This window comes from Sulfurimonas autotrophica DSM 16294 (assembly GCF_000147355.1).
In the GTDB taxonomy this organism is placed as follows: domain Bacteria; phylum Campylobacterota; class Campylobacteria; order Campylobacterales; family Sulfurimonadaceae; genus Sulfurimonas; species Sulfurimonas autotrophica.
On sequence record NC_014506.1, the window covers coordinates 381,910 to 400,347 of the forward strand.

General features: G+C 36.8%; 20 protein-coding genes. 16 read left to right on the forward strand and 4 right to left on the reverse strand.

Annotated features, from left to right (window positions below):
* Positions 1-2: 2 nt before the first annotated feature.
* The 6 genes from SAUT_RS02025 to argS all read left to right on the forward strand — a co-directional run bounded on the left by SAUT_RS02025 (position 3) and on the right by argS (position 5,468).
* Positions 3-647 (forward strand): ABC transporter ATP-binding protein, encoded by a 645-nt coding sequence (locus tag SAUT_RS02025; RefSeq protein ID WP_013326207.1) that lies wholly within the window; start codon positions 3-5, stop codon positions 645-647.
* A gap of 11 nt (positions 648-658) precedes the next feature.
* Positions 659-1,423 (forward strand): flagellar biosynthetic protein FliR, encoded by a 765-nt coding sequence (fliR, locus tag SAUT_RS02030; protein WP_013326208.1) that lies wholly within the window; start codon positions 659-661, stop codon positions 1,421-1,423.
* A 71-nt stretch (positions 1,424-1,494) separates the two neighbouring features.
* Positions 1,495-2,931 (forward strand): hypothetical protein, encoded by a 1,437-nt coding sequence (locus SAUT_RS02035; protein WP_013326209.1) that lies wholly within the window; start codon positions 1,495-1,497, stop codon positions 2,929-2,931.
* Positions 2,931-3,551 (forward strand): guanylate kinase, encoded by a 621-nt coding sequence (gene gmk / locus SAUT_RS02040; RefSeq protein WP_013326210.1) that lies wholly within the window; start codon positions 2,931-2,933, stop codon positions 3,549-3,551. Before SAUT_RS02035 ends, gmk begins: the two co-directional genes overlap by 1 nt.
* Before the next feature lie 87 nt (positions 3,552-3,638).
* On the forward strand, positions 3,639-3,869 hold the full coding sequence (locus SAUT_RS02045; RefSeq protein WP_013326211.1) for a Sec-independent protein translocase subunit TatA/TatB: 231 nt from the start codon (positions 3,639-3,641) through the stop codon (positions 3,867-3,869).
* A 3-nt stretch (positions 3,870-3,872) separates the two neighbouring features.
* Entirely contained in the window at positions 3,873-5,468 is a 1,596-nt protein-coding gene (gene argS, locus SAUT_RS02050; RefSeq protein ID WP_013326212.1) for an arginine--tRNA ligase, read from the forward strand.
* A gap of 7 nt (positions 5,469-5,475) precedes the next feature.
* Here argS and SAUT_RS02055 read toward each other — a convergent pair whose 3' ends face one another.
* Entirely contained in the window at positions 5,476-6,147 is a 672-nt protein-coding gene (locus SAUT_RS02055) for a L,D-transpeptidase family protein (protein WP_245534114.1), read from the reverse strand.
* Positions 6,148-6,254: 107 nt separating this feature from the next.
* Between SAUT_RS02055 and SAUT_RS02060 the strand changes: the two genes are divergently transcribed.
* Positions 6,255-6,878 carry an N-acetyltransferase gene (locus SAUT_RS02060; protein WP_013326214.1) on the forward strand — a complete coding sequence of 208 codons (624 nt, stop codon included), beginning with the start codon at positions 6,255-6,257 and terminating at the stop codon, positions 6,876-6,878.
* Positions 6,879-6,935: 57 nt separating this feature from the next.
* On the forward strand, positions 6,936-8,273 hold the full coding sequence (locus tag SAUT_RS02065) for a Na+/H+ antiporter NhaC family protein (protein WP_245534115.1): 1,338 nt from the start codon (positions 6,936-6,938) through the stop codon (positions 8,271-8,273).
* On the opposite strand, the gene SAUT_RS02070 is transcribed toward SAUT_RS02065, so the two are convergent.
* The gene (locus SAUT_RS02070) at positions 8,251-8,994 is read right to left on the reverse strand and encodes an exonuclease domain-containing protein (protein ID WP_013326216.1); all 744 of its coding nucleotides are present in this window, start codon (positions 8,992-8,994) and stop codon (positions 8,251-8,253) included. The two genes, SAUT_RS02065 and SAUT_RS02070, sit on opposite strands and share 23 nt — an antisense overlap.
* Positions 8,995-9,059: 65 nt before the next feature.
* Between SAUT_RS02070 and SAUT_RS02075 the strand changes: the two genes are divergently transcribed.
* On the forward strand, positions 9,060-10,208 hold the full coding sequence (locus SAUT_RS02075) for a DUF819 family protein (RefSeq protein WP_013326217.1): 1,149 nt from the start codon (positions 9,060-9,062) through the stop codon (positions 10,206-10,208).
* On the opposite strand, the gene SAUT_RS02080 is transcribed toward SAUT_RS02075, so the two are convergent.
* On the reverse strand, positions 10,173-10,586 hold the full coding sequence (locus tag SAUT_RS02080; RefSeq protein WP_013326218.1) for an RrF2 family transcriptional regulator: 414 nt from the start codon (positions 10,584-10,586) through the stop codon (positions 10,173-10,175). The genes SAUT_RS02075 and SAUT_RS02080 overlap by 36 nt on opposite strands.
* 134 nt (positions 10,587-10,720) lie before the next feature.
* Between SAUT_RS02080 and SAUT_RS02085 the strand changes: the two genes are divergently transcribed.
* From SAUT_RS02085 to SAUT_RS02115, 7 genes are all read left to right on the forward strand, one after another.
* A complete protein-coding gene (locus SAUT_RS02085; protein ID WP_013326219.1) occupies positions 10,721-11,167 on the forward strand; it encodes a c-type cytochrome in 447 nt (148 codons plus the stop codon).
* A gap of 9 nt (positions 11,168-11,176) precedes the next feature.
* Positions 11,177-12,562 carry a cbb3-type cytochrome c oxidase subunit I gene (locus SAUT_RS02090; protein ID WP_013326220.1) on the forward strand — a complete coding sequence of 462 codons (1,386 nt, stop codon included), beginning with the start codon at positions 11,177-11,179 and terminating at the stop codon, positions 12,560-12,562.
* Between the two features lie 4 nt (positions 12,563-12,566).
* The gene (locus SAUT_RS02095; RefSeq protein ID WP_245534116.1) at positions 12,567-14,372 is read left to right on the forward strand and encodes a nitric oxide reductase activation protein NorD; all 1,806 of its coding nucleotides are present in this window, start codon (positions 12,567-12,569) and stop codon (positions 14,370-14,372) included.
* A 9-nt stretch (positions 14,373-14,381) separates the two neighbouring features.
* Positions 14,382-15,173: a CbbQ/NirQ/NorQ/GpvN family protein gene (locus SAUT_RS02100; RefSeq protein ID WP_013326222.1), complete on the forward strand. Its 792-nt coding sequence runs from the start codon at positions 14,382-14,384 to the stop codon at positions 15,171-15,173.
* Positions 15,166-15,765: a cytochrome c oxidase subunit 3 family protein gene (locus tag SAUT_RS02105; protein ID WP_013326223.1), complete on the forward strand. Its 600-nt coding sequence runs from the start codon at positions 15,166-15,168 to the stop codon at positions 15,763-15,765. Before SAUT_RS02100 ends, SAUT_RS02105 begins: the two co-directional genes overlap by 8 nt.
* Positions 15,766-15,775: 10 nt before the next feature.
* Positions 15,776-16,039, forward strand: a complete 264-nt coding sequence (locus SAUT_RS02110) for a cytochrome C oxidase subunit IV family protein (RefSeq protein WP_013326224.1) — start codon at positions 15,776-15,778, stop codon at positions 16,037-16,039.
* Positions 16,040-16,119: 80 nt separating this feature from the next.
* A complete protein-coding gene (locus SAUT_RS02115) occupies positions 16,120-17,187 on the forward strand; it encodes a dipeptide epimerase (protein ID WP_013326225.1) in 1,068 nt (355 codons plus the stop codon).
* On the opposite strand, the gene nhaA is transcribed toward SAUT_RS02115, so the two are convergent.
* The gene (gene nhaA / locus SAUT_RS02120; protein WP_013326226.1) at positions 17,079-18,431 is read right to left on the reverse strand and encodes a Na+/H+ antiporter NhaA; all 1,353 of its coding nucleotides are present in this window, start codon (positions 18,429-18,431) and stop codon (positions 17,079-17,081) included. The genes SAUT_RS02115 and nhaA overlap by 109 nt on opposite strands.
* Positions 18,432-18,438: the final 7 nt, after the last annotated feature.

Below are 18,438 nucleotides of genomic sequence, written 5' to 3' on the forward strand. Positions count from 1 at the left end.
GTATGAATCTATTATCCGCTAAAAATTTATCACACTCATTTGAATATGAACTTTTTTCTGATGTATCTTTGTCTTTGGATACAAATGAGAGTATTGCTATTATTGGTATGAGTGGAAGTGGCAAGTCTACGCTTTTACATCTATTGTCTACTCTTTTAACGCCAGAGAAAGGCAGTATTGAGCTTTTTGGTAAAGATATTGCATCAATGAATAAAAAAGAGCTCACTCTTATAAAACGCAACAAACTTGGTATTGTTTTTCAATCTCATTATCTTTTTAAGGGGTTTAGTGCCTATGAAAACCTTGAAGTTGCAGAAATTCTTTCACGAAAAAACATAGATGATATATTAATCAAAAATTTAGAAATCAAGCAGTGTATGCACCAAAAAGTAACTGAACTCTCAGGCGGACAGCAGCAGCGTGTCTCTATTGCCAGAGTGCTTACAAAAAAACCCTCAATTATATTTGCAGATGAACCGACGGGAAATCTTGATAATCAAACAGCAGCAGAAGTAATGAAACTTTTTTTTCAATATTGCGAAGATAATGACGCCGGTATGATACTAGTAACGCATGATAATGATTTGGCACACATGTGCAAACGTGTTTATAAACTTGAAGACAAAGAGTTAAAACTAATTAAGTAGAAGGTGAACTGGTGGGCTGGATAGAAATATTTAACGAAACAAATGTAGTAGGTTTTCTTTTACTTTTTTTTCGTTTTGCCGGGTTATTTATTGCCGTGCCGATTTTTAATCATCAAAATATACCGATGAATATCAAAGCATCCATGGCTTTTTTCTTTGCGGTAGTATTTTACTCTTCAATGCCCGCATTACATATTAGTATTGATGTGCCAACTATTTTAGTCGCTGTATTGGGTGAACTTTTGCTTGGCTTATCTGTGGGCGTTGTTTTGCAACTTGCATATAATGTCATCACTTTTGCCGGTGGCCAAATATCATTTATGATGGGGTTTTCAATGGCAAGTGCTATCGACCCCCAATCAGGTGTTTCGATGCCTATTATTTCTCAGTTTCTCTCTTTGATGGGTTTAATGATTTTACTCTCTCTCAATCTGCATCATTGGATGCTGCTCTTTATTGACCATTCTTTAAAAACAGTGCCTTTAGGCGGTTTTGTCATGAGTAAAGATTTGTTTCATTACATTATGCACGCTACATCAAATATGTTTTTGGTAGGTTTTATAATTGCATTTCCTATTATTGCACTTTCATGGCTCGCCGATGTAATTTTTGGAATGCTTATGAAAACAATGCCGCAATTTAACCTTTTGGTTATTGGTTTTCCTATTAAAATCATGGTGGCTTTTGTTGTGCTTATAGCAACTTTTACAGCAATTATGCTGATACTAAAAGGACAGATTCAAGAAGCATTTAACTCTTTAGAAATGCTTTTTTAGTTTTTTTTTGATACAATAGTGTTAATAGAGATTTTTGAAATACGCTCAAGAAATCATCCAAAGGAACATGCGTGAAAATACTGCTTTTAAATGATAATCCCGTAGTAAATAAATTAGTTACTCTAAGTGCACAAAAGACATCCGATGAAGTAGATATAACATCAACGATTGAAGGAATTGAATCTCAAAATTATGATTTATTAATTGTTGATGACAGCGTTTACAGTGATGAATTGTTGAGTGAATTGCAAGAGCAAGAGAAAGTAAAATACAAAAAATCACTTTTTATATGTGCCAAGGATGCAGAGGAAGTAGAATCTTTTTCATCTATTATATTAAAAAAACCTTTTTTACCAACTGATTTGGTAGAACTATTTATGATGTTTGAAAAAGAAGTGGCCAGTGAAGTAGATAAAGAGATGCCTGTTGAAGAAACTCAAGTAGAAGAGATCCAATCAAGCGATTTAGAAGAATTAAGTGATGAATTATCCTTGGATGACGAAGAGAGTTTAGGGGAAAGTGTCTTGGATGATGAAGAGGCGCAAAAAGTAAAAGATTTACTTGATGAAAATGAAGAAGAACTCTCTTTTGATGAAGAAGTAGAAAATGATATTGAGAGTTTAGAACTCGATGAAGAAGAGGGGCTTGCCGAGGTACCTGAAGAAGCAGAAGAAGATTTGGAACTCGAAGATGATGACCTTTTAGCAGATTATGATATGGCACTTGATTTGGAAGATGAAGCAGATGTAGATATTGCAGAGGAAGATAGTTTTGATTTAGAAGATGAAGTTGAGACTTTGGAAGATGAAGAACTTGAAGAGTTAGATACAGCAACGGTAGCAGAACTCGAAGATGAGATAGATGATGTTGTGACAGAGGAGTTAAGCGAGAAAGAGGGTGATTTGGCGGTAGATATGGCACTTGATTTGGAAGATGAAGCAGATATAGATATTTCTCATGATATGGTTGATGAGTTTAATCTTGAAGAAGATATAGAAGAACCTGAAGAAGAAAGTGTGCAAGAGCCTGAAGAAGAAGTTGAAGAAGAACCTGAAGATGTCGATACTCCAGCAGTAGCAGAACTTGAAGATATAATTGAAAATGAAGAAGCAGAAGAAGAGCCGGAAGAAGTTGTTGAGGCTGAAGATATAAATTTGGAGAGTGAAATCCAAAGTGCTGTTGAAAATTTAAGTCAAGAAGATTTAGAGAGTGAATTGGATGAAGATACTCTTTTGCAAATAGCAACGAATGAAATAGACCCGTTAGCAGACCTGACAAGTAAAGATTTAAAAGTAGCACTTGGAGAAGAATTAGAAGAAGTGGAAGAAGTAGATACAGCGGCAGTAGCAGAAATTGAAGATACTATAATGAGTGAAGAAGAGGATGAAGGACAAAACAGTGGTGTAGAAGCTCTGAAAAAACTCCTTGAAGCACTCAGTGACAAAGATGTGGCCGCATCAATGAAAGGGATGAAAATCAGTATAAATATTACATTGGGTGACAACTGATGAGTGCTATACACGGGGCAGTTTTAGTCCTTTCAGGTCCAAGCGGTGCAGGAAAAAGTTCTTTAATTCATAAAGTAATGAATGATTTAGGAGAATGTTATTTTTCTATATCTACAACAACACGCCCAATTAGAGAGGGCGAGGTAGATGGTGTTGATTATTATTTTGTAGATGAAGAAGAATTCAAAAAAGAGATAGAAGAAGATCAGTTTTTAGAGTATGCCATTGTGCATGGAAACTATTATGGGACTTCACTTAAGCCTGTCAAAAAAGCTCTTTCAAAAGGAAAACTGGTGATATTTGACATTGATGTACAGGGAAACAGTGCTATTAACAGTCGGCTTGGAGATATCACTACCTCTGTGTTTATAACACCGCCGACACTCAGTGAACTCAAAAAGAGACTTGTAAATCGTCATACAGATGCCGAGGAAGTGATAGAACGTAGAGTAAAAATGGCTAGACGTGAAATTCAGAGGGTATCTGAGTATGAATACTTGCTTGTGAATGATGATTTAGATGAAGCAGCCGATAAATTGCGTATTATTGCAAAAGTTGCGAGATTCAAAAAATCAAATGAAGAGATAAATGAGTTTGTGCAAAAATGGGAAGATTTGTAAAACTTCAAAACATAATATATAGTGATAAGAGAATTTACAGCAAATGTGAGTTATACTTCACAACTTAATTTATAACAAGGAAAAAATATGGGAATGCCTAGTGGAACAGAATTACTGATAATTTTTGGAATTATCGTTTTATTATTTGGAGCAAAAAAAATACCTGATTTAGCAAAAGGTCTTGGTAAAGGAATCAAAAACTTCAAAGCAGAAATGAAAGATGTTGATGAAGTTGAAGTTGAAACACCTAAAAAAGTTGAGAAAAGTGATGAAGTAGCTTCATCTGATGAAACTCCAAAATCTACAACACAAGCGTAAACATTGAAACAACGAGTATCGGCGTTATTACGCGAAAAAATAGGTCGCGAAGTTGTTCTAGAAAAGCCTCGTGATCGTTCTTTTGGTCACTTTGCTACTCCTATAGCATTTTCTTTAGCAAAAGAGTTGCGAAAATCTCCTATGGTTATTGCGGATGAACTGGCTTCATCTTTTGAATCTAGTGATGTGTTTTCCAAAGTGGAAGCAGTAAAAGGGTATTTGAATTTTCGTTTAAGTGAAGATTTTTTAGCCGAGTATGCTTCATGGGCTCTTAAAAATCCTTCAGAATTTGCGACACAAGAAAAAAATCAAAAAATACTTTTAGAATTCGTAAGCGCGAATCCGACTGGACCTTTACATATAGGACATGCACGTGGTGCAGTCTATGGTGACACGCTCTATCGTATGGCAAAACATCTGGGTTATGACATTACAGCTGAGTATTATGTTAATGATGCCGGAAATCAGATTGATTTGCTTGGACTTTCTATTCAGCTGCATGCAAGAGATAATCTTTTAGATGAAACTGTGGAGTACCCTGAGAGTTATTACCGTGGAGAGTATCTTGATGCTCTTGCACGTGATGTGATGGAAAAATTCGGCAGTGAAATTTTTTATGATGAATCTCGTCAGCGTGAGCTTGCTCTTTGGGCTAAAGATGAAGTGATGAAAATCATTGCTAAAGATTTAGGTGATTTGAACATCTTTTTTGATACTTTTGTTTATGAGTCAACATTATATGATGACTGGGACAGAGTTATGAAAAAAATGGGCTCGGGTATCTATGAAAAAGATGGGAAAATCTGGATAGCATCTGAAGCCAAAGGCGATGAAAAAGACAGAGTTGTTGTCCGTGAAGACGGCCGTCCGACATACCTTGCCGGTGATATTGTGTACCATAATCAAAAATTTGAACGTGGCTATGATCATTACATCAATATCTGGGGTGCGGATCATCACGGCTATATACCACGTGTAAAAGCGGCAATTGAATATTTAGGTTATGACTCAAATAAACTTGAAGTTCTGCTGTCTCAAATGGTAAGTCTTTTAAAAGACGGCGAGCCGTATAAAATGAGCAAGCGTGCCGGCAATGTAATACTTATGAGTGATATTGTCGAAGAAATCGGTGCGGATGCCCTGCGTTTTATCTTTGCATCTAAAAAGAGCGATACTGCACTGGAATTTGATTTGGCTGAGTTTAAAAAGCAGGACAGTTCAAACCCTATTTTTTATATTCAGTATGCACATGCGCGTATTCAAACACTGCTCTCTAAAGCGACTCTCACAAAAGAAGATATTGCAAATGCAAGTTTGAAAAATCTTGGTGAAAATGCGGATACGCTTCTGTTTGATGCACTTTTACTGCCTGAAGTGATTGAAGATGCCTTTAATACGCGTCAAGTACAGAAATTGACGGATTATCTGAAATCTCTTGCTGCTTCACTGCATAAATTTTATTATGATGTGCGCATGATCGGTACTGAAGATGAAGCAAAACTCTTAAAACTAATGCTAATGGTTGCACTGAGTATAAAAACCGGACTTTCATTAATGGGTATTGACGCTAAAGATAAAATGTCAAAAGAAGAGGAATAACTCTTCTTTATTTGAGCAGCTCGGAATTTTTCAGCTGCGGATAGAGTTTTAGCACTTCTTTAGCAGATTTTTTGGGAATTTGTATTAAGATTGGATTTTTACGTTTATCCAGCCAATTAGCAATTTTTTGTATATTTTTTTCACTCATTGAAGTACATCCGACAGTTGTAGAATTCGGTGCGCGCTCAATGTGCATAAATATACAAGAACCTCTGTCTTTGAGCGCTTTTTTATTATAATCAACGACTATTCCCAGCTTATATTGTGCATCATCACGTTTCATATATTCAAAACTTTTTTCGTCTCCATGAGCCATTATTATCTGATTATAGAAATTTGAATGTGTATCATCGATACATATTAAGTTTTTTGCTGTATAAAGATAAGGGACATTATAATTACTTTTTTGTGCATAACCAAAGATATTCGAGAGTCTGAAAATACCGGCAGGTGCTTTTTTATCACCTTCATATTTTAAAGCATCATCAGGATTTTTAGTAAACTGTTCACTCTCTACACCCCAGCCTAAGCCATTTTTCCCCAAATTAACATGCATGGTTTCAAAAGCTTTTTGTGAAGCTTCATAGCACTCCAGTTTTGCCTGTGAACTATTCATATCATCAGCAACAACCAGAACTATTTGCTGGGATGAAAACAATAAAATTGAAAAACTTGTCATAATTAAGAAACTTTTTATCATAAAGTATGGTACTATTACTATTAAATGATGTCAATAGTAATAGACTTCTTGCAAGAAGTCTATAAAATTAAATTTTGGATAAAACAATGAGTATTACAATAAAACAAGCCACAGCTGGTGACGCTTCTTTTTTAGCACAAATGATTTTACAAAGTTCAAGAGCAGGGAAAAAAGATGGCTTGTTTGATGTACTGTTTGGGACAGATGATGATAAAATAGTCTTAGAAAAATTAGAAAAGCTTACACAGACAGAGGCAAAAAGCCATTGTCATTATAAAAATTTTTTAATAGCGCAAATGGATGGAAAAAATGTCGGAACATTATGCAGCTATGAACCTAGAATTGCAACAAAAGAGGCATTTGTACAAGCCTTAAAAGAGATAGGCTGCGGCGATGAGATAAATAAGCCTTTGGAAGTTGTATATAATTGTAGTTTCGACACTAACAAAAGCAGACTGATGTTTGATTTTATGGAAGAGTTGGAGGGCTTTATAGATGTTGGTGTACTCAAGGCATTAATGCAAAAAAGTCTGCTTAGTGCCAGACTCAAAGGCTATAGAATTGTGCAGACAATTATAGAAATAGGTTCATTAGAAGCAGAACTCTTTTACAAAAAACTCGGATTTGAAATTGTAGATAAAAAAGAATGTGAAGCTTATAGAGAAATTTTTGGTAGAGCGGGCGTTATGCTCTTGGCTATGGAATTTTAAGGTTTTATTATAGAACTTTCATTCCTTTCAGTTTTTCCATCTCTCTTGGCCATTGCCTTGGCACTTTATACTAAAAATATTATGCTCTCTTTATTTGGCGGAATATTTTTAGGGCTTTTTTTCCTACATGACTTTTCTGTAATTGCAGCGGTGAACTCCACATTTGAACTGTTTTTTTCTCTTTTGAGTGAAGCCTGGATACTTAAAACCTTAGCCTTTGCAGTCTTGGTAGGCAGTGTGATGGAACTGATGCAAAAAAGCGGAGGTATCAGCGGTTTTGTCTCTTTTATGACACAAGAAACTGCACTGGTAAATTCTCCTCGTTCGGCTTTACTGGTGAGTTATTTTATAGGTGTCATTATTTTTATTGAATCTTCTATAACCTCTCTTATCGCTGGAGCCGTCGGTAGACCGCTTTGCGATAAAGAGAAAGTTCCGCATGCAAAACTGGCCTTTGTGTGTGACTCCACCTCGGCTCCTATCAGTTCTTTAATTGTTCTTAACGGATGGGGTGCACTGCTGCTCGGACTTATTGCAACACAGGTGCAAACAGGAATAATATCAGGCGATAATGTCAATATTTTACTGCACAGTGTTGCTTATAACTTTTATGCTGTGAGTGCTTTAATCGTCACTTTTTTAGCTGTGTGGTTTAACATAAATATAGGTCCGATGAAGAATGCAAAACCCTCTTTAGACAAAGCTTCTTTACATGTAAACTCTAAAGTCAGTATGGCATATATGATAATTCCAATATTTTTGATGATTACATTTGTATTTATGTTTTTGTATATAACAGGCAAGGGCGATATGTTAAAGGGAAGTGGTTCTAGTTCTATCTTTTATACTATGCTTGCCACGCTGATGGTGATGTTTATTTATTACATAGGCACAAAAAACATGTCCGCAAAAACCTACACAAAAAGTGCCTACATCGGAGCAAAAAAACTTTTTCCGATTGCTATGATACTGCTTTTTGCTTTTGCAATAGGGGAAGTGACCGTTGATTTAAAAACAGGGCAGTATTTGGCTTCGCTTGCAAGTGACAACCTCAGTGTGTTTCTTTTAAGCGGTGTGATATTTTTACTCAGTAGTATTATTTCATTTTCTACAGGAACATCCTGGGGTACTTTTAGTATTATGATACCTATTGCCGTACCGATGGCTGTAGGCATGGATACAGATGTAGCTTTGGCTATAGGAGCCGTCATCAGCGGCGGTGTTTTTGGAGACCACTGTTCACCCATTTCTGACACGACCATCATATCATCACTCGCAAGTGACTGTGAAGTTGTAGAACATGTTAAAACACAGCTTCCTTATGCTCTTATAAGCGGAGCTGTCGCACTTGTTTTGTTTATAGTTTTCGGATTTACGACTCTAAATAATAGTTGATGGAATAACGCAAATCTTCATCAATATTTTCCATATTTTTAAGCATCCATCTCAAATAACCGGCATCTTCGCGGGCCACTTCTTCAAGACTTTTTCCTTTGTGCTTTCCAAATCTGAATGTTTTGACCAAAATTGGTGTATTGGTTAAATCGACCATCTTTTCAACCGGGTTTTCATTTGGAAACTGTGCTTGGACGATGTCTTTTAGTTTTGAGAGAAAGAGTTTTAATACAAGTACGTCACCAATGGCATCATGGGCTTTTACAACGATACCGAGCGCTTTCGCCTCTTTTTCTTCATCTTTATAAAGTTCCATTTTATAGCGAAAATATTGAAGTCTGTGAGCCTCTTCATCCGGCATAACATGTTTTGCAACTCTAAGGGTATCTATAACTTTCATCTGTGTTTTAAAACCCTCTTTTTCAAGCATAGTAATATCAAAAGGTGCATTATGAATAATGAGATAATTCTCCGACGTGTTCAGCTCTAAAAGTCTTTTATATGCCACCGTTTCCACACAAGGTGGTTTGCCTTCAAGCAAATCAGGTGTAATACCGTGGACTTCCATAGCACCGAACTTAATCGCTACATCAGTTGAACAAAACTCATTGTGAACCTCTATCTCTTTTGCTCCCAAGACCATGTATCCAAGCTGGATGACTCTGTCTTCTTCATTTGTGCCCGTTGTCTCCGTATCTAAAATCACATATTGTTTTGCCATAATAATTTCACTTCTTATTTTTTAGGACATTATATGCTACACTTATAAAAAAGTAGGTTAAAGCTTTGATTGACTCTCCTCTTGTATATCTTTTTACGCTTGCCCTGCTTGTAGCGGCTGTGAGCTTTTTACAAATCAAAACAAAATGGAAATTTTTCAGTTATGTGCCTGTTGTGGTGCTCATTTATGCACTTGCAATGCTGCTTGCTTCTCTGGGTGTGTTTGAGCAAAACAAAGAAATAACAACAATTTATAAACTCACAAAAACAAATTTACTCCCGGCAATGCTTTTTTTAATGCTTTTAGAAGTAGATTTCAAACACTTTTTTAAGCTTGGAAAATCACTTTTGATTGCGTACTCTTTAGCTGCTCTCTCCATTGCATTTTCCTTTATTATCGTTGCCTATATATTTGATTTTAACAAAGAAACTGCCGCCGCTTTTGGAGCACTTGCAGGCAGCTGGATGGGCGGCACGGCAAACATGATAGCCGTCGGGAGTGCTCTACATGTAAGCGAAGATGCTTTTGCATATGCACTTGTCGTGGACAGTGTCAACTATACGCTTTGGGTAATGCTGCTGCTCTTTTTAGTGCCTTTTGCCAAATTTTTTAACAGATTTACAAAAAGTGAAGAGAAGTTGGCATACTTAGACAAAATCGGCTGTGCCTGTTCTATGGGTGCTAAAAGATACTGGCTTTTAATAGTGCTTGCTCTTGGCGCTTCACTGCTGAGTCAACTAGTTGCTTCAAAGCTTGTCATACTCAACACCACGACAAGCATTGTGCTCTTTTCTACACTCTTAGGCGTAATCGGCTCTTTTACAAAATTGCGTTTTATCAACGGCTCAAGTGAAGTGGCAACAACCATGCTCTACATCTTAATAGCCCTCATAGGCTCCCGTGCAGTCATAGAAAACTTCAACGGTCTTGGTATGTATGTTTTAGCAGGTTTCGTTATTTTACTTATTCACGCATTGATAATGCTCGCGGGTGCAAAAATATTCAAACTAGACCTCTTTAGCATCTCAGTCGCCTCTTTAGCAAACATAGGCGGTGTAGCCTCAGCCCCGATTTTAGCAGCAACTTATAACAAAGCACTCGTAAGCATAGGCGTACTTATGGCAATCATGGGGTATTTAATAGGAACGTTCGGCGGGCTTTTGGTTGGGAGTGTTTTATTATATTTTACAACCGCGTCCGGCAATTTCTTCTAGTGTAGATTCTTGAAACATTTTTTGCATTAAATGTTTTGGCTCCATCCATTGATCATGAAGAGCACATTTGCACATACCATTACAAAAACCAATGCCCAAAACACACTGTTCATCTTTAATAGAATCATGAAAAATATCTAAAATTTCACTCACCATAATTTCAGAAGGCGGCTTTGCAAATGAATAACCGCCATCCCTTCCTCTTATGGACACAACCAAACCGGATTTTACTACTTCAGTCATTATTTTAGTTAAAAATTTATAAGGTATTAAAAGAGTTTCTGAAAGTTCAGTTGCATTCAAAAGTTTTGAATCTTTATGATCAGCCATATAAGCTAAAATTCTTATGGCATATTGTGCACTTTTACTCAGCTGCATTTGATTCCTTTTGTCTTGATTTTGTAAATTATAGCATAATAGGCAAAAACAATTACTACTTAAAGGTAGAATTAAAATTTTTCTGCTAATATTCCAATTACTACTCATAAGTAGAAATTAAAAAAGGATGATTTATGACTGAGCGTATAACGAAAAGTATGGCAAAAAATATCTATTACGGTGGCGGTACTTTCGCACTTATGATATTTATTGCACTCTCTTTTGATACTGTACACCAAATTCCTAAACGATCAAATCAGCAAAATATGACTGCGAGTGTTGTTGCCGGAAAAAAACTTTGGGAAGCGAATGACTGTGTTGGTTGTCATACACTTATAGGAGAAGGAGCATACTATGCACCGGAGCTTATGAATGTATTTCAAAGAAGAGGCGGCGGTGATGAAGGCGCATTTAAAGCATATATGCAGGGCTGGATGGCTGCACAACCTCTGGATACGCCAAACAGAAGAAAAATGCCTCAATTTCATTTAACCGACAAAGAGGTGAACAATTTAGCTGATTTCCTTATATGGACATCTAAAGTAAATGCCAATGAGTGGCCACCGACCATAGAAGGATAGGAAAAAGATATGAAATACACTTCACAAGCGGTCGCAAAACCGTATTTTATTTTTGCATTGACGCTTTTAGCCGGAGAAATTCTTTTTGGTATTTTAATGGGTATTCAGTATGTTTGGGGAGATTTTTTATTTCCGCTTATACCGTTTAATGTTTTAAGAATGGTACATACAAACTTACTTATTGTAACTTTGTTGTTTGGTTTTATGGGTGCTACTTATTACCTTATTCCTGAAGAGACCGAGAGTGAGCTTTGGAGCCCAAAACTGGCTATTATTACATTTTGGATTTTTGCAGCAGCGGGTGTTGCTACGATTTTAGGGTATCTCTTTGTGCCTTATGCTACATTAACAGAGTGGACATTTAACAACCTTCTACCAACTATGGGTCGAGAGTTTTTAGAACAGCCCTTACCGACAAAAGTAGGTATTGTTATAGTCGTTTTATCATATATTTTAAATACGGCTATGACTATACTTAAAGGAAGAAGAACAGTTATTACGACAGTTTTGCTTACCGGTCTTTTAGGTCTTGCAGTCTTTTTTCTGTTTGCATTTTATGTTCCGGATAATTTAATTCAAGACAAGTTTTTCTGGTGGTTTACGGTTCACTTATGGGTTGAAGCAACATGGGAATTGATTCTTGGTGCAATCTTAGCCTTTGTCCTTATTAAAGTGACAGGTGTTGACAGAGAGCATATTGACAAATGGCTATATCTTATCATCGCTATGACAATGGTATCTGGAATCCTTGGAACGGGACATCACTTTTTCTATATGGGTGCTCCTGAATATTGGTTGTGGATAGGATCTATTTCATCAGCCGTTGAGCCTTTACCATTTTTACTCATGATTCTTTTTGCATTTACTATGGCAAGAGAAAGAAAGATAGAGCATAAAAATAAAATGGCACTTACATGGGCAAAAGGTACTGCCGTAATGGCATTTTTAGGCGCCGGTGTTTGGGGATTTTTTCACACTTTAGCACCTGTTAATATGTACACACATGGTACGCAGTTAACTGCAGCACATGGTCACCTTTCATTTTATGGTGCGTATGTCATGATTGTTTTTACAGTGATTTCTTATGCTATGCCGATTTTAAGAGGTCGTCCTTATGGAAACTGTGCAAAAGCACAAAAAGTAGAATTAGCGTCATTTTGGATGATGAATATAGGTATGGTCGGTCTTACGCTTGCACTGAGTATTGCCGGTCTTGTTCAAATTTTTGATCAAAGAGTTGGAACAAACTTAATAGGATTTATGGATTCTCAAGAATCTATTGCAGGGATTTATATGGTTCGACTTGCTTTTGGTTTTCTTGTTTTTACAGGCTTACTGACGTACTTTTACAGTTTTTTTGTAAAAGAACCTGCAGTAGAACCTGCAAAAGTATAAGCAGATGAAAATGCTTCATTATTGGCTGGAATTTGAAGAGAGTATGGGCAAAGTATGGGATAAATATCTCAACAAAAAAGTCCATAAATTTCATGAAGACAAAAGAGTCTATTTTGAAGATATTTCTAAGCCTTTACATATTTTTCACCGCCTTATGGGTGGTGAAAAAGCAAAAGAACTGCAAATCACCGACAAAAGATATGTCGAAACTTCTAGAACACTCTTAGAAAAGATATCGTTTCTGGGTAAAGAGTTTTTTTTAACATGGCAGGATGAAGAATCTGTTTATCTGCCTGCATCATTTGCATACTTTTCTACAAAGCAAGAGAATGAAATGCTTTACTATTGGCTTATAGCTATGGCAGCACAAATAGAGAATGTTACAAACAATAGTTTTATAGAGAAAAATCAACAGGCTATGTACTACCTCACAAAAAGATACAGTGGATTTGACGTTTTTTACAAGAGTGCAAGTCAGTATTTAATGGATAAATATGAACAATTATCATTTCTTAAATCTTTAGATGAACAATCAAATCAAGATTTAATAGATGATTATCCAAATCCTTTGTGGATATATCCGCCCTCGATTACACTGAGTTATGCGAACAATGTTGACAGCGGGGATGAAGAACTAACAAGAGAAGAAGACAAAGATAAGTCTGAAGAACTGCATATGAAAAAGCAGGCGAATCAGATTGACGATAAACATGAAACAGACGGCTTTTTGGCTTTTTTACCTGAATCTTTGATGAGCATCTTTGAACAGGTAAATGTAGACAGATGTGAAGATGACAGCTTTGATGAAGATGCGCTTTATCATGCTGAAGATTTAGATGAGATAACAGTCGGACAAAAACAGGCAAATCTCTCAGCGCGTATTAAAATGGACTTGGAACTTTTACCTGACAATACAGTAACTTATCCGTTAGGCAAAGGTCATTTTGTAGATGAGTGGGATTATAAAAGACAAGATTATTTGCTAAAATATGCTCGTATTTTACCGCAGGTGACACTCAATGTTATTCCCATAGAACTGCCTAGGCGACTGAAAAAAACTGTAAAAAAAATTCAGGGTGAACTTGACCTTTTACAACTTGACCGCATTAAAAACGACCGTTTGCCTTATGGTGATGAGCTCAATATGGATAGCTGGATAGAGTATATGTCGCATCAAAACAAGTCAATGCATCATCAAAACTTCTACACTACATATGAGAAAAAAACACGGGATATGTCCACATTGCTTTTAGCTGACATCTCACTCTCAACAGAAGGTGGCATAACTCAGGAGCTGCGTATTATTGATGTTATCAAAGACTCATTGATGGTCTTTAGTGAGGCCTTGGAAAAACTCGAGGATAAATTTGCAATTTATACTTTTTCTTCACTGCAAAACAAAAAGGTCTATTTTAACATCATAAAAAACTTTAAAGACAAGTATGATGCGTTGATACGGGGAAGAATAGAGAGTATAAAACCACAATACTATACCCGAATGGGAGCTGCCATTCGTGAAAGTGCAAAGATTTTAGATAAACAGCAAAGTGCAAATAAACTGCTGCTCATCATAAGTGACGGTAAGCCAAATGATGAAGACAGATATGACGGGCGTTATGGTATTGAAGATACAAAAAAAGCACTCCAGGAGATAAAGAAAAAAGGAATTACTCCTTTTTGTATTACGATTGATTTAGATGCTAAAGAGTATTTGAATTATCTTTTTGGTCAAAATGGTTATGCCATTGTACGTGATGGACAAAAATTGCCAAAAGTACTGACAGAAGTCTATATAAATTTAACGAAATAAGGAATAATTATGTCACAAACTTACTACTTACCCCAATCAAATGAGGTGGAACTCTTTAGTGCTGCCGCGCAGATGAATCTGCCTGTTTTAATCAAAGGGCCGACAGGATGTGGAAAGACACGATTTATTGAGTCTATGGGCGAGCAACTTGGTCGTGATGTTTATACCGTCGTATGTCATGATGATTTGAGTGCGGCAGATTTGGTCGGTCGCCATCTTATAAGTGAAAAGGGTACTTATTGGCAGGATGGTCCGCTTACAAAAGCTGTACGAAACGGTGGGATTTGTTATATTGATGAGATTATCGAGGCTAGAAAAGATACTACTGTTGTACTACATTCTCTTGCTGATTATCGTAGAGTATTGCCAATAGACAGAACAGGAGAGGTAATAGAAGCGCATCCTGATTTTATGCTTGTCGTCTCTTATAATCCCGGATATCAAAATGTTCTTAAAGGGATGAAACCAAGTACAAAACAGCGTTTTATCTCTTTGAGCTTTAACTATCCTAAACCGGAGATTGAAAAAGAAGTACTGATAAAAGAGAGTGGCGTTAATGCACAGACGGCACAAAAACTTGTAGATATTGCAAGTGAAATTAGAAGCTTGGACGATACCGACATTCAAGAAGCAGTATCAACGAGACTGCTTATTTATGCAGGAAAACTCATCACAAAAGGGTTTGATCCTTATCAGGCATGTATGCACTCTATTGTAGAATCTTTAAGTGATGAGGAAGATGTTCTTGAAGTGCTGCAAAAGCTTATAACACTTCATTTTGCAAAGAGTAGTGATGTCTAAAACTATGCGCCTTAAAGAAAAATATCCTCCCGGAGATTTTGGCATTTGGATTATTATTTACGTTGAACTTTTAACATTCGGTCTTTTTTTCATTGGCTATGCCTTTTCAAGAAGAGAAAATATTGAGATGTTTAACACATCGCAGTTGATGCTCAACCAAACATCGGGATTTATTAATACCTTTATTCTTATTACAAGCAGTTATTTTGTTGCAAAGGGTGTGCATTTTATGCAGACGATGACGCAAGAGAATGTAGAGGAGTCAAACAAGAAAGCCTCTGTATGGCTTCTGCTTGCTATCGCCTGTGGTGCTGCTTTTGTATTTATAAAAGGTGCGGAGTTTGCACATATTTTTGGGGAAGGTATAACGCTGAGTACAAACAAGTTTTTTATGTTTTATCTATTGCTTACTATGTTTCATTTTATGCATGTTGTTTTGGGAACCGTTATCCTTTTTAACATCCGTCAAAGGACAAAAATTTCAGGCTATACACCAGATGACACGGGTGGATTTGAATCGGGTGCCTCTTATTGGCATATGGTTGATTTATTGTGGATTGTACTTTTTCCGCTTGTGTATATAATAAGATAAGGGCTGCAAAATGATAAATCGTAAAAGAACTTTGGAATATGTATGGATCATTTTAGTTGCACTGACAATTTTTGCTTATTTACTAGGTTACCTTAAATTAATTAGTACTTCTTTAGTTGCTGTATTGTTGTTAACTACCTTTATAAAAGGAATGTTGGTAAGTGATTATTTTATGGGTCTAAGAGCTGTTGAGATGAAATACAGGCTTATTCCTATAATTTGGCTTGGTGTAATTATTTTATTAATCGGTGTAGCATATTATCTTCCAATTTGAAGTGATAAAAAAAAGCTTAATCAATTTTTAATTAAATAGTCATTATCATTGATACTAAAATTTAAATCTGAGTACAATTATTGAAAATAAAAAATATACAAACAAACATAGAAAAAATACCGCTTCGTACTCCTTTTGCAACTGCTTTGCGGCGGGTGGAGAATGTCGAGTTTGTACGGGTCAAGCTTACATGCAACAACGGAGCAACTGCTTATGGAGAAGCACCTGCTACCAAAGCGATTACGGGCGAAGATTTAGAGAGTATTATATCTTCTATCGAATCTATAAAAGAAAAACTACTCGGGTTGCCGCTTTTGGAAGCTTTGGAGTCTTTACATGTAAAGGCAATGGGTTCAAGCGCAAAAGCTGCTCTTGATATGGCGATTGTTGCTCTTATGGTAGAGCAAAAAGGAGAGACTTTGCTGCAATATTTTGGGGCAAAAGATTTCTCTTGCGTAAAAACGGATGTTACTATCAGTCTTAATGATGCCGATACAATGCTACAAGATGCACAAACAGCCTATAATAACGGTTTTGATATTTTGAAAGTCAAGCTTGGCAGTGACATAAATCATGCGGTAGATGTCACAAAGGCAATAGCCAAAAAACTTCCACACTCACAACTGCTTATAGATGCTAACCAGGCATGGAATCTTGAGACGTCATTATATTATATTGAGGCAGTTAAGGGATTACATGTAAGCTTGATTGAGCAGCCTGTAATTGCGGATGATTTGGAGAGTCTTAAAATTATAAGTCACTCAACAGAAATTCCCATACTTGCAGATGAAGCCGTATTTACACTTGAAGATGTAAAAAAAGTTTATGAAAATGGCTGTGCGGACATGATAAATATTAAGCTGATGAAGTGCGGCGGACTCAGCAGGGCAAAAGAGATTTTAGAGTTTGCACGAGAGAAAAATATAGGGTGTATGCTCGGCTCGATGCTTGAAGGTCCTGTTTCGATTTGCGCTGCATATGCGCTTTGTTTTGCATACAGAGATGTTATAAAATATGTAGACTTGGACAGTCCTCTGCTCTACAAAGAAGTGCCTGATTTTGTCGGAGGTTTTGCAATAAATCGCAACCAGATAAAACCTATAAATCCTGCAAACATAGAAGCGAGTAAAATACCGACTTTGGCGTGAATAAGCAGTTCTTCACTATGGGCAAAAGCAAGCTCGGCGACAAAAATACTCATAGTAAAACCAATACCTCCAAGGGCTGCCACACCAAAAAGCTGACTCATTGTACTGTTTTGCGGGAGTGTTGCGATGCTGAGTTTAATACTCAAATACGAAACCCCGAAAATGCCAATAATTTTCCCTGCTAAAAGCCCTAAAATAATTCCTAAAGAGACCGGCTCAGCAAGACTGTCACTGAGTGCTGTGAAATTTAAACTGACACCGGCATTTGCGAGCGCAAAAAGAGGAATGACAATCAGACCTATGGGGAGATGCAGTGTATGTTCAAGCCTTGCAGCTGGAGAGCTGACCGCATTAATTTTGTCTTTTATGTTTTGTAAAATCGCTTTTTGTTTTTCGTGCATTGTATGGTCGGTGGCAACAGGATAGTTGTCATATTCTTCTAGCAGATTTTTTGTATGTGCGGTAAAATCAACAGGTGTATAATTTGGTTTAGAGGGGATTGCAAAAGCGGCTATAACACCTGCAATAGTGGCATGAATACCTGATTCAAGCATAAAAAGCCACATAAAAGTTCCGATAATAAGATAAGGCAGTATCATATGAATACCGAAGCGGTTAAAGCTGACCATAATAAGAAATGAAACACCTGCTAAAAAGAGAGGCAGCAGATGAATCTGCTCGGTATAAAAAATTGCGATGACCACAACAGCACCCAGGTCATCAACAATGGCGAGGGCTATAAGAAAGGTGACAAGAGCAGGCGAGACACGGTGCCCCAAAATGACTAAAGCACTGATGGCAAAAGCGATGTCTGTCGCCATAGGAATACCCCAGCCATTTGCACCCGGGGAGTCTGCATTGATGCTCATATAGATAAGTGCGGGAAAAATCATACCGCCGATAGCTGCTAAAATAGGTAAAATGGCGACTTTAATATTTGAGAGCTCGCCGATGAGAATTTCTCTTTTTATTTCAAGGCCGACTAAAAAGAAAAAGAAGGTCATCAGTCCGTCATTTATCCAGTGGCTCAGTGATTGTGAAAGCTGCCATGAACCTATGCTAATAGCTATAGGAATATGAAATATATGTTGATAGGTTTCTGCAAATGGAGAATTTGCCAGTATAAGCGCAATAATAGTCGTAAAAAACAGGATAAGACCTGTGGTAGTCTGTGCATGAATAAAATTTTCTAACGGAGTAGAAATTTTTTCAAAAGCCTTTTCCCATGGAGCATATAACTTCATTTGTTAT

Excerpts from the sequence above, each read along its gene's own strand:
- SAUT_RS02025 (WP_013326207.1), top strand. The coding sequence starts at position 3 with ATGAATCTATTATCCGCTAAAAATTTATCACACTCATTTGAATATGAA.
- gmk (WP_013326210.1), top strand. The coding sequence starts at position 2,931 with ATGAGTGCTATACACGGGGCAGTTTTAGTCCTTTCAGGTCCAAGCGGT.
- SAUT_RS02045 (WP_013326211.1), top strand. The coding sequence starts at position 3,639 with ATGGGAATGCCTAGTGGAACAGAATTACTGATAATTTTTGGAATTATC.
- SAUT_RS02055 (WP_245534114.1), bottom strand. The coding sequence starts at position 6,147 with ATGACAAGTTTTTCAATTTTATTGTTTTCATCCCAGCAAATAGTTCTG.
- SAUT_RS02060 (WP_013326214.1), top strand. The coding sequence starts at position 6,255 with ATGAGTATTACAATAAAACAAGCCACAGCTGGTGACGCTTCTTTTTTA.
- SAUT_RS02070 (WP_013326216.1), bottom strand. The coding sequence starts at position 8,994 with ATGGCAAAACAATATGTGATTTTAGATACGGAGACAACGGGCACAAAT.
- SAUT_RS02080 (WP_013326218.1), bottom strand. The coding sequence starts at position 10,586 with ATGCAGCTGAGTAAAAGTGCACAATATGCCATAAGAATTTTAGCTTAT.
- SAUT_RS02085 (WP_013326219.1), top strand. The coding sequence starts at position 10,721 with ATGACTGAGCGTATAACGAAAAGTATGGCAAAAAATATCTATTACGGT.
- SAUT_RS02090 (WP_013326220.1), top strand. The coding sequence starts at position 11,177 with ATGAAATACACTTCACAAGCGGTCGCAAAACCGTATTTTATTTTTGCA.
- SAUT_RS02095 (WP_245534116.1), top strand. The coding sequence starts at position 12,567 with ATGAAAATGCTTCATTATTGGCTGGAATTTGAAGAGAGTATGGGCAAA.
- SAUT_RS02100 (WP_013326222.1), top strand. The coding sequence starts at position 14,382 with ATGTCACAAACTTACTACTTACCCCAATCAAATGAGGTGGAACTCTTT.
- SAUT_RS02105 (WP_013326223.1), top strand. The coding sequence starts at position 15,166 with ATGTCTAAAACTATGCGCCTTAAAGAAAAATATCCTCCCGGAGATTTT.
- SAUT_RS02110 (WP_013326224.1), top strand. The coding sequence starts at position 15,776 with ATGATAAATCGTAAAAGAACTTTGGAATATGTATGGATCATTTTAGTT.
- nhaA (WP_013326226.1), bottom strand. The coding sequence starts at position 18,431 with ATGAAGTTATATGCTCCATGGGAAAAGGCTTTTGAAAAAATTTCTACT.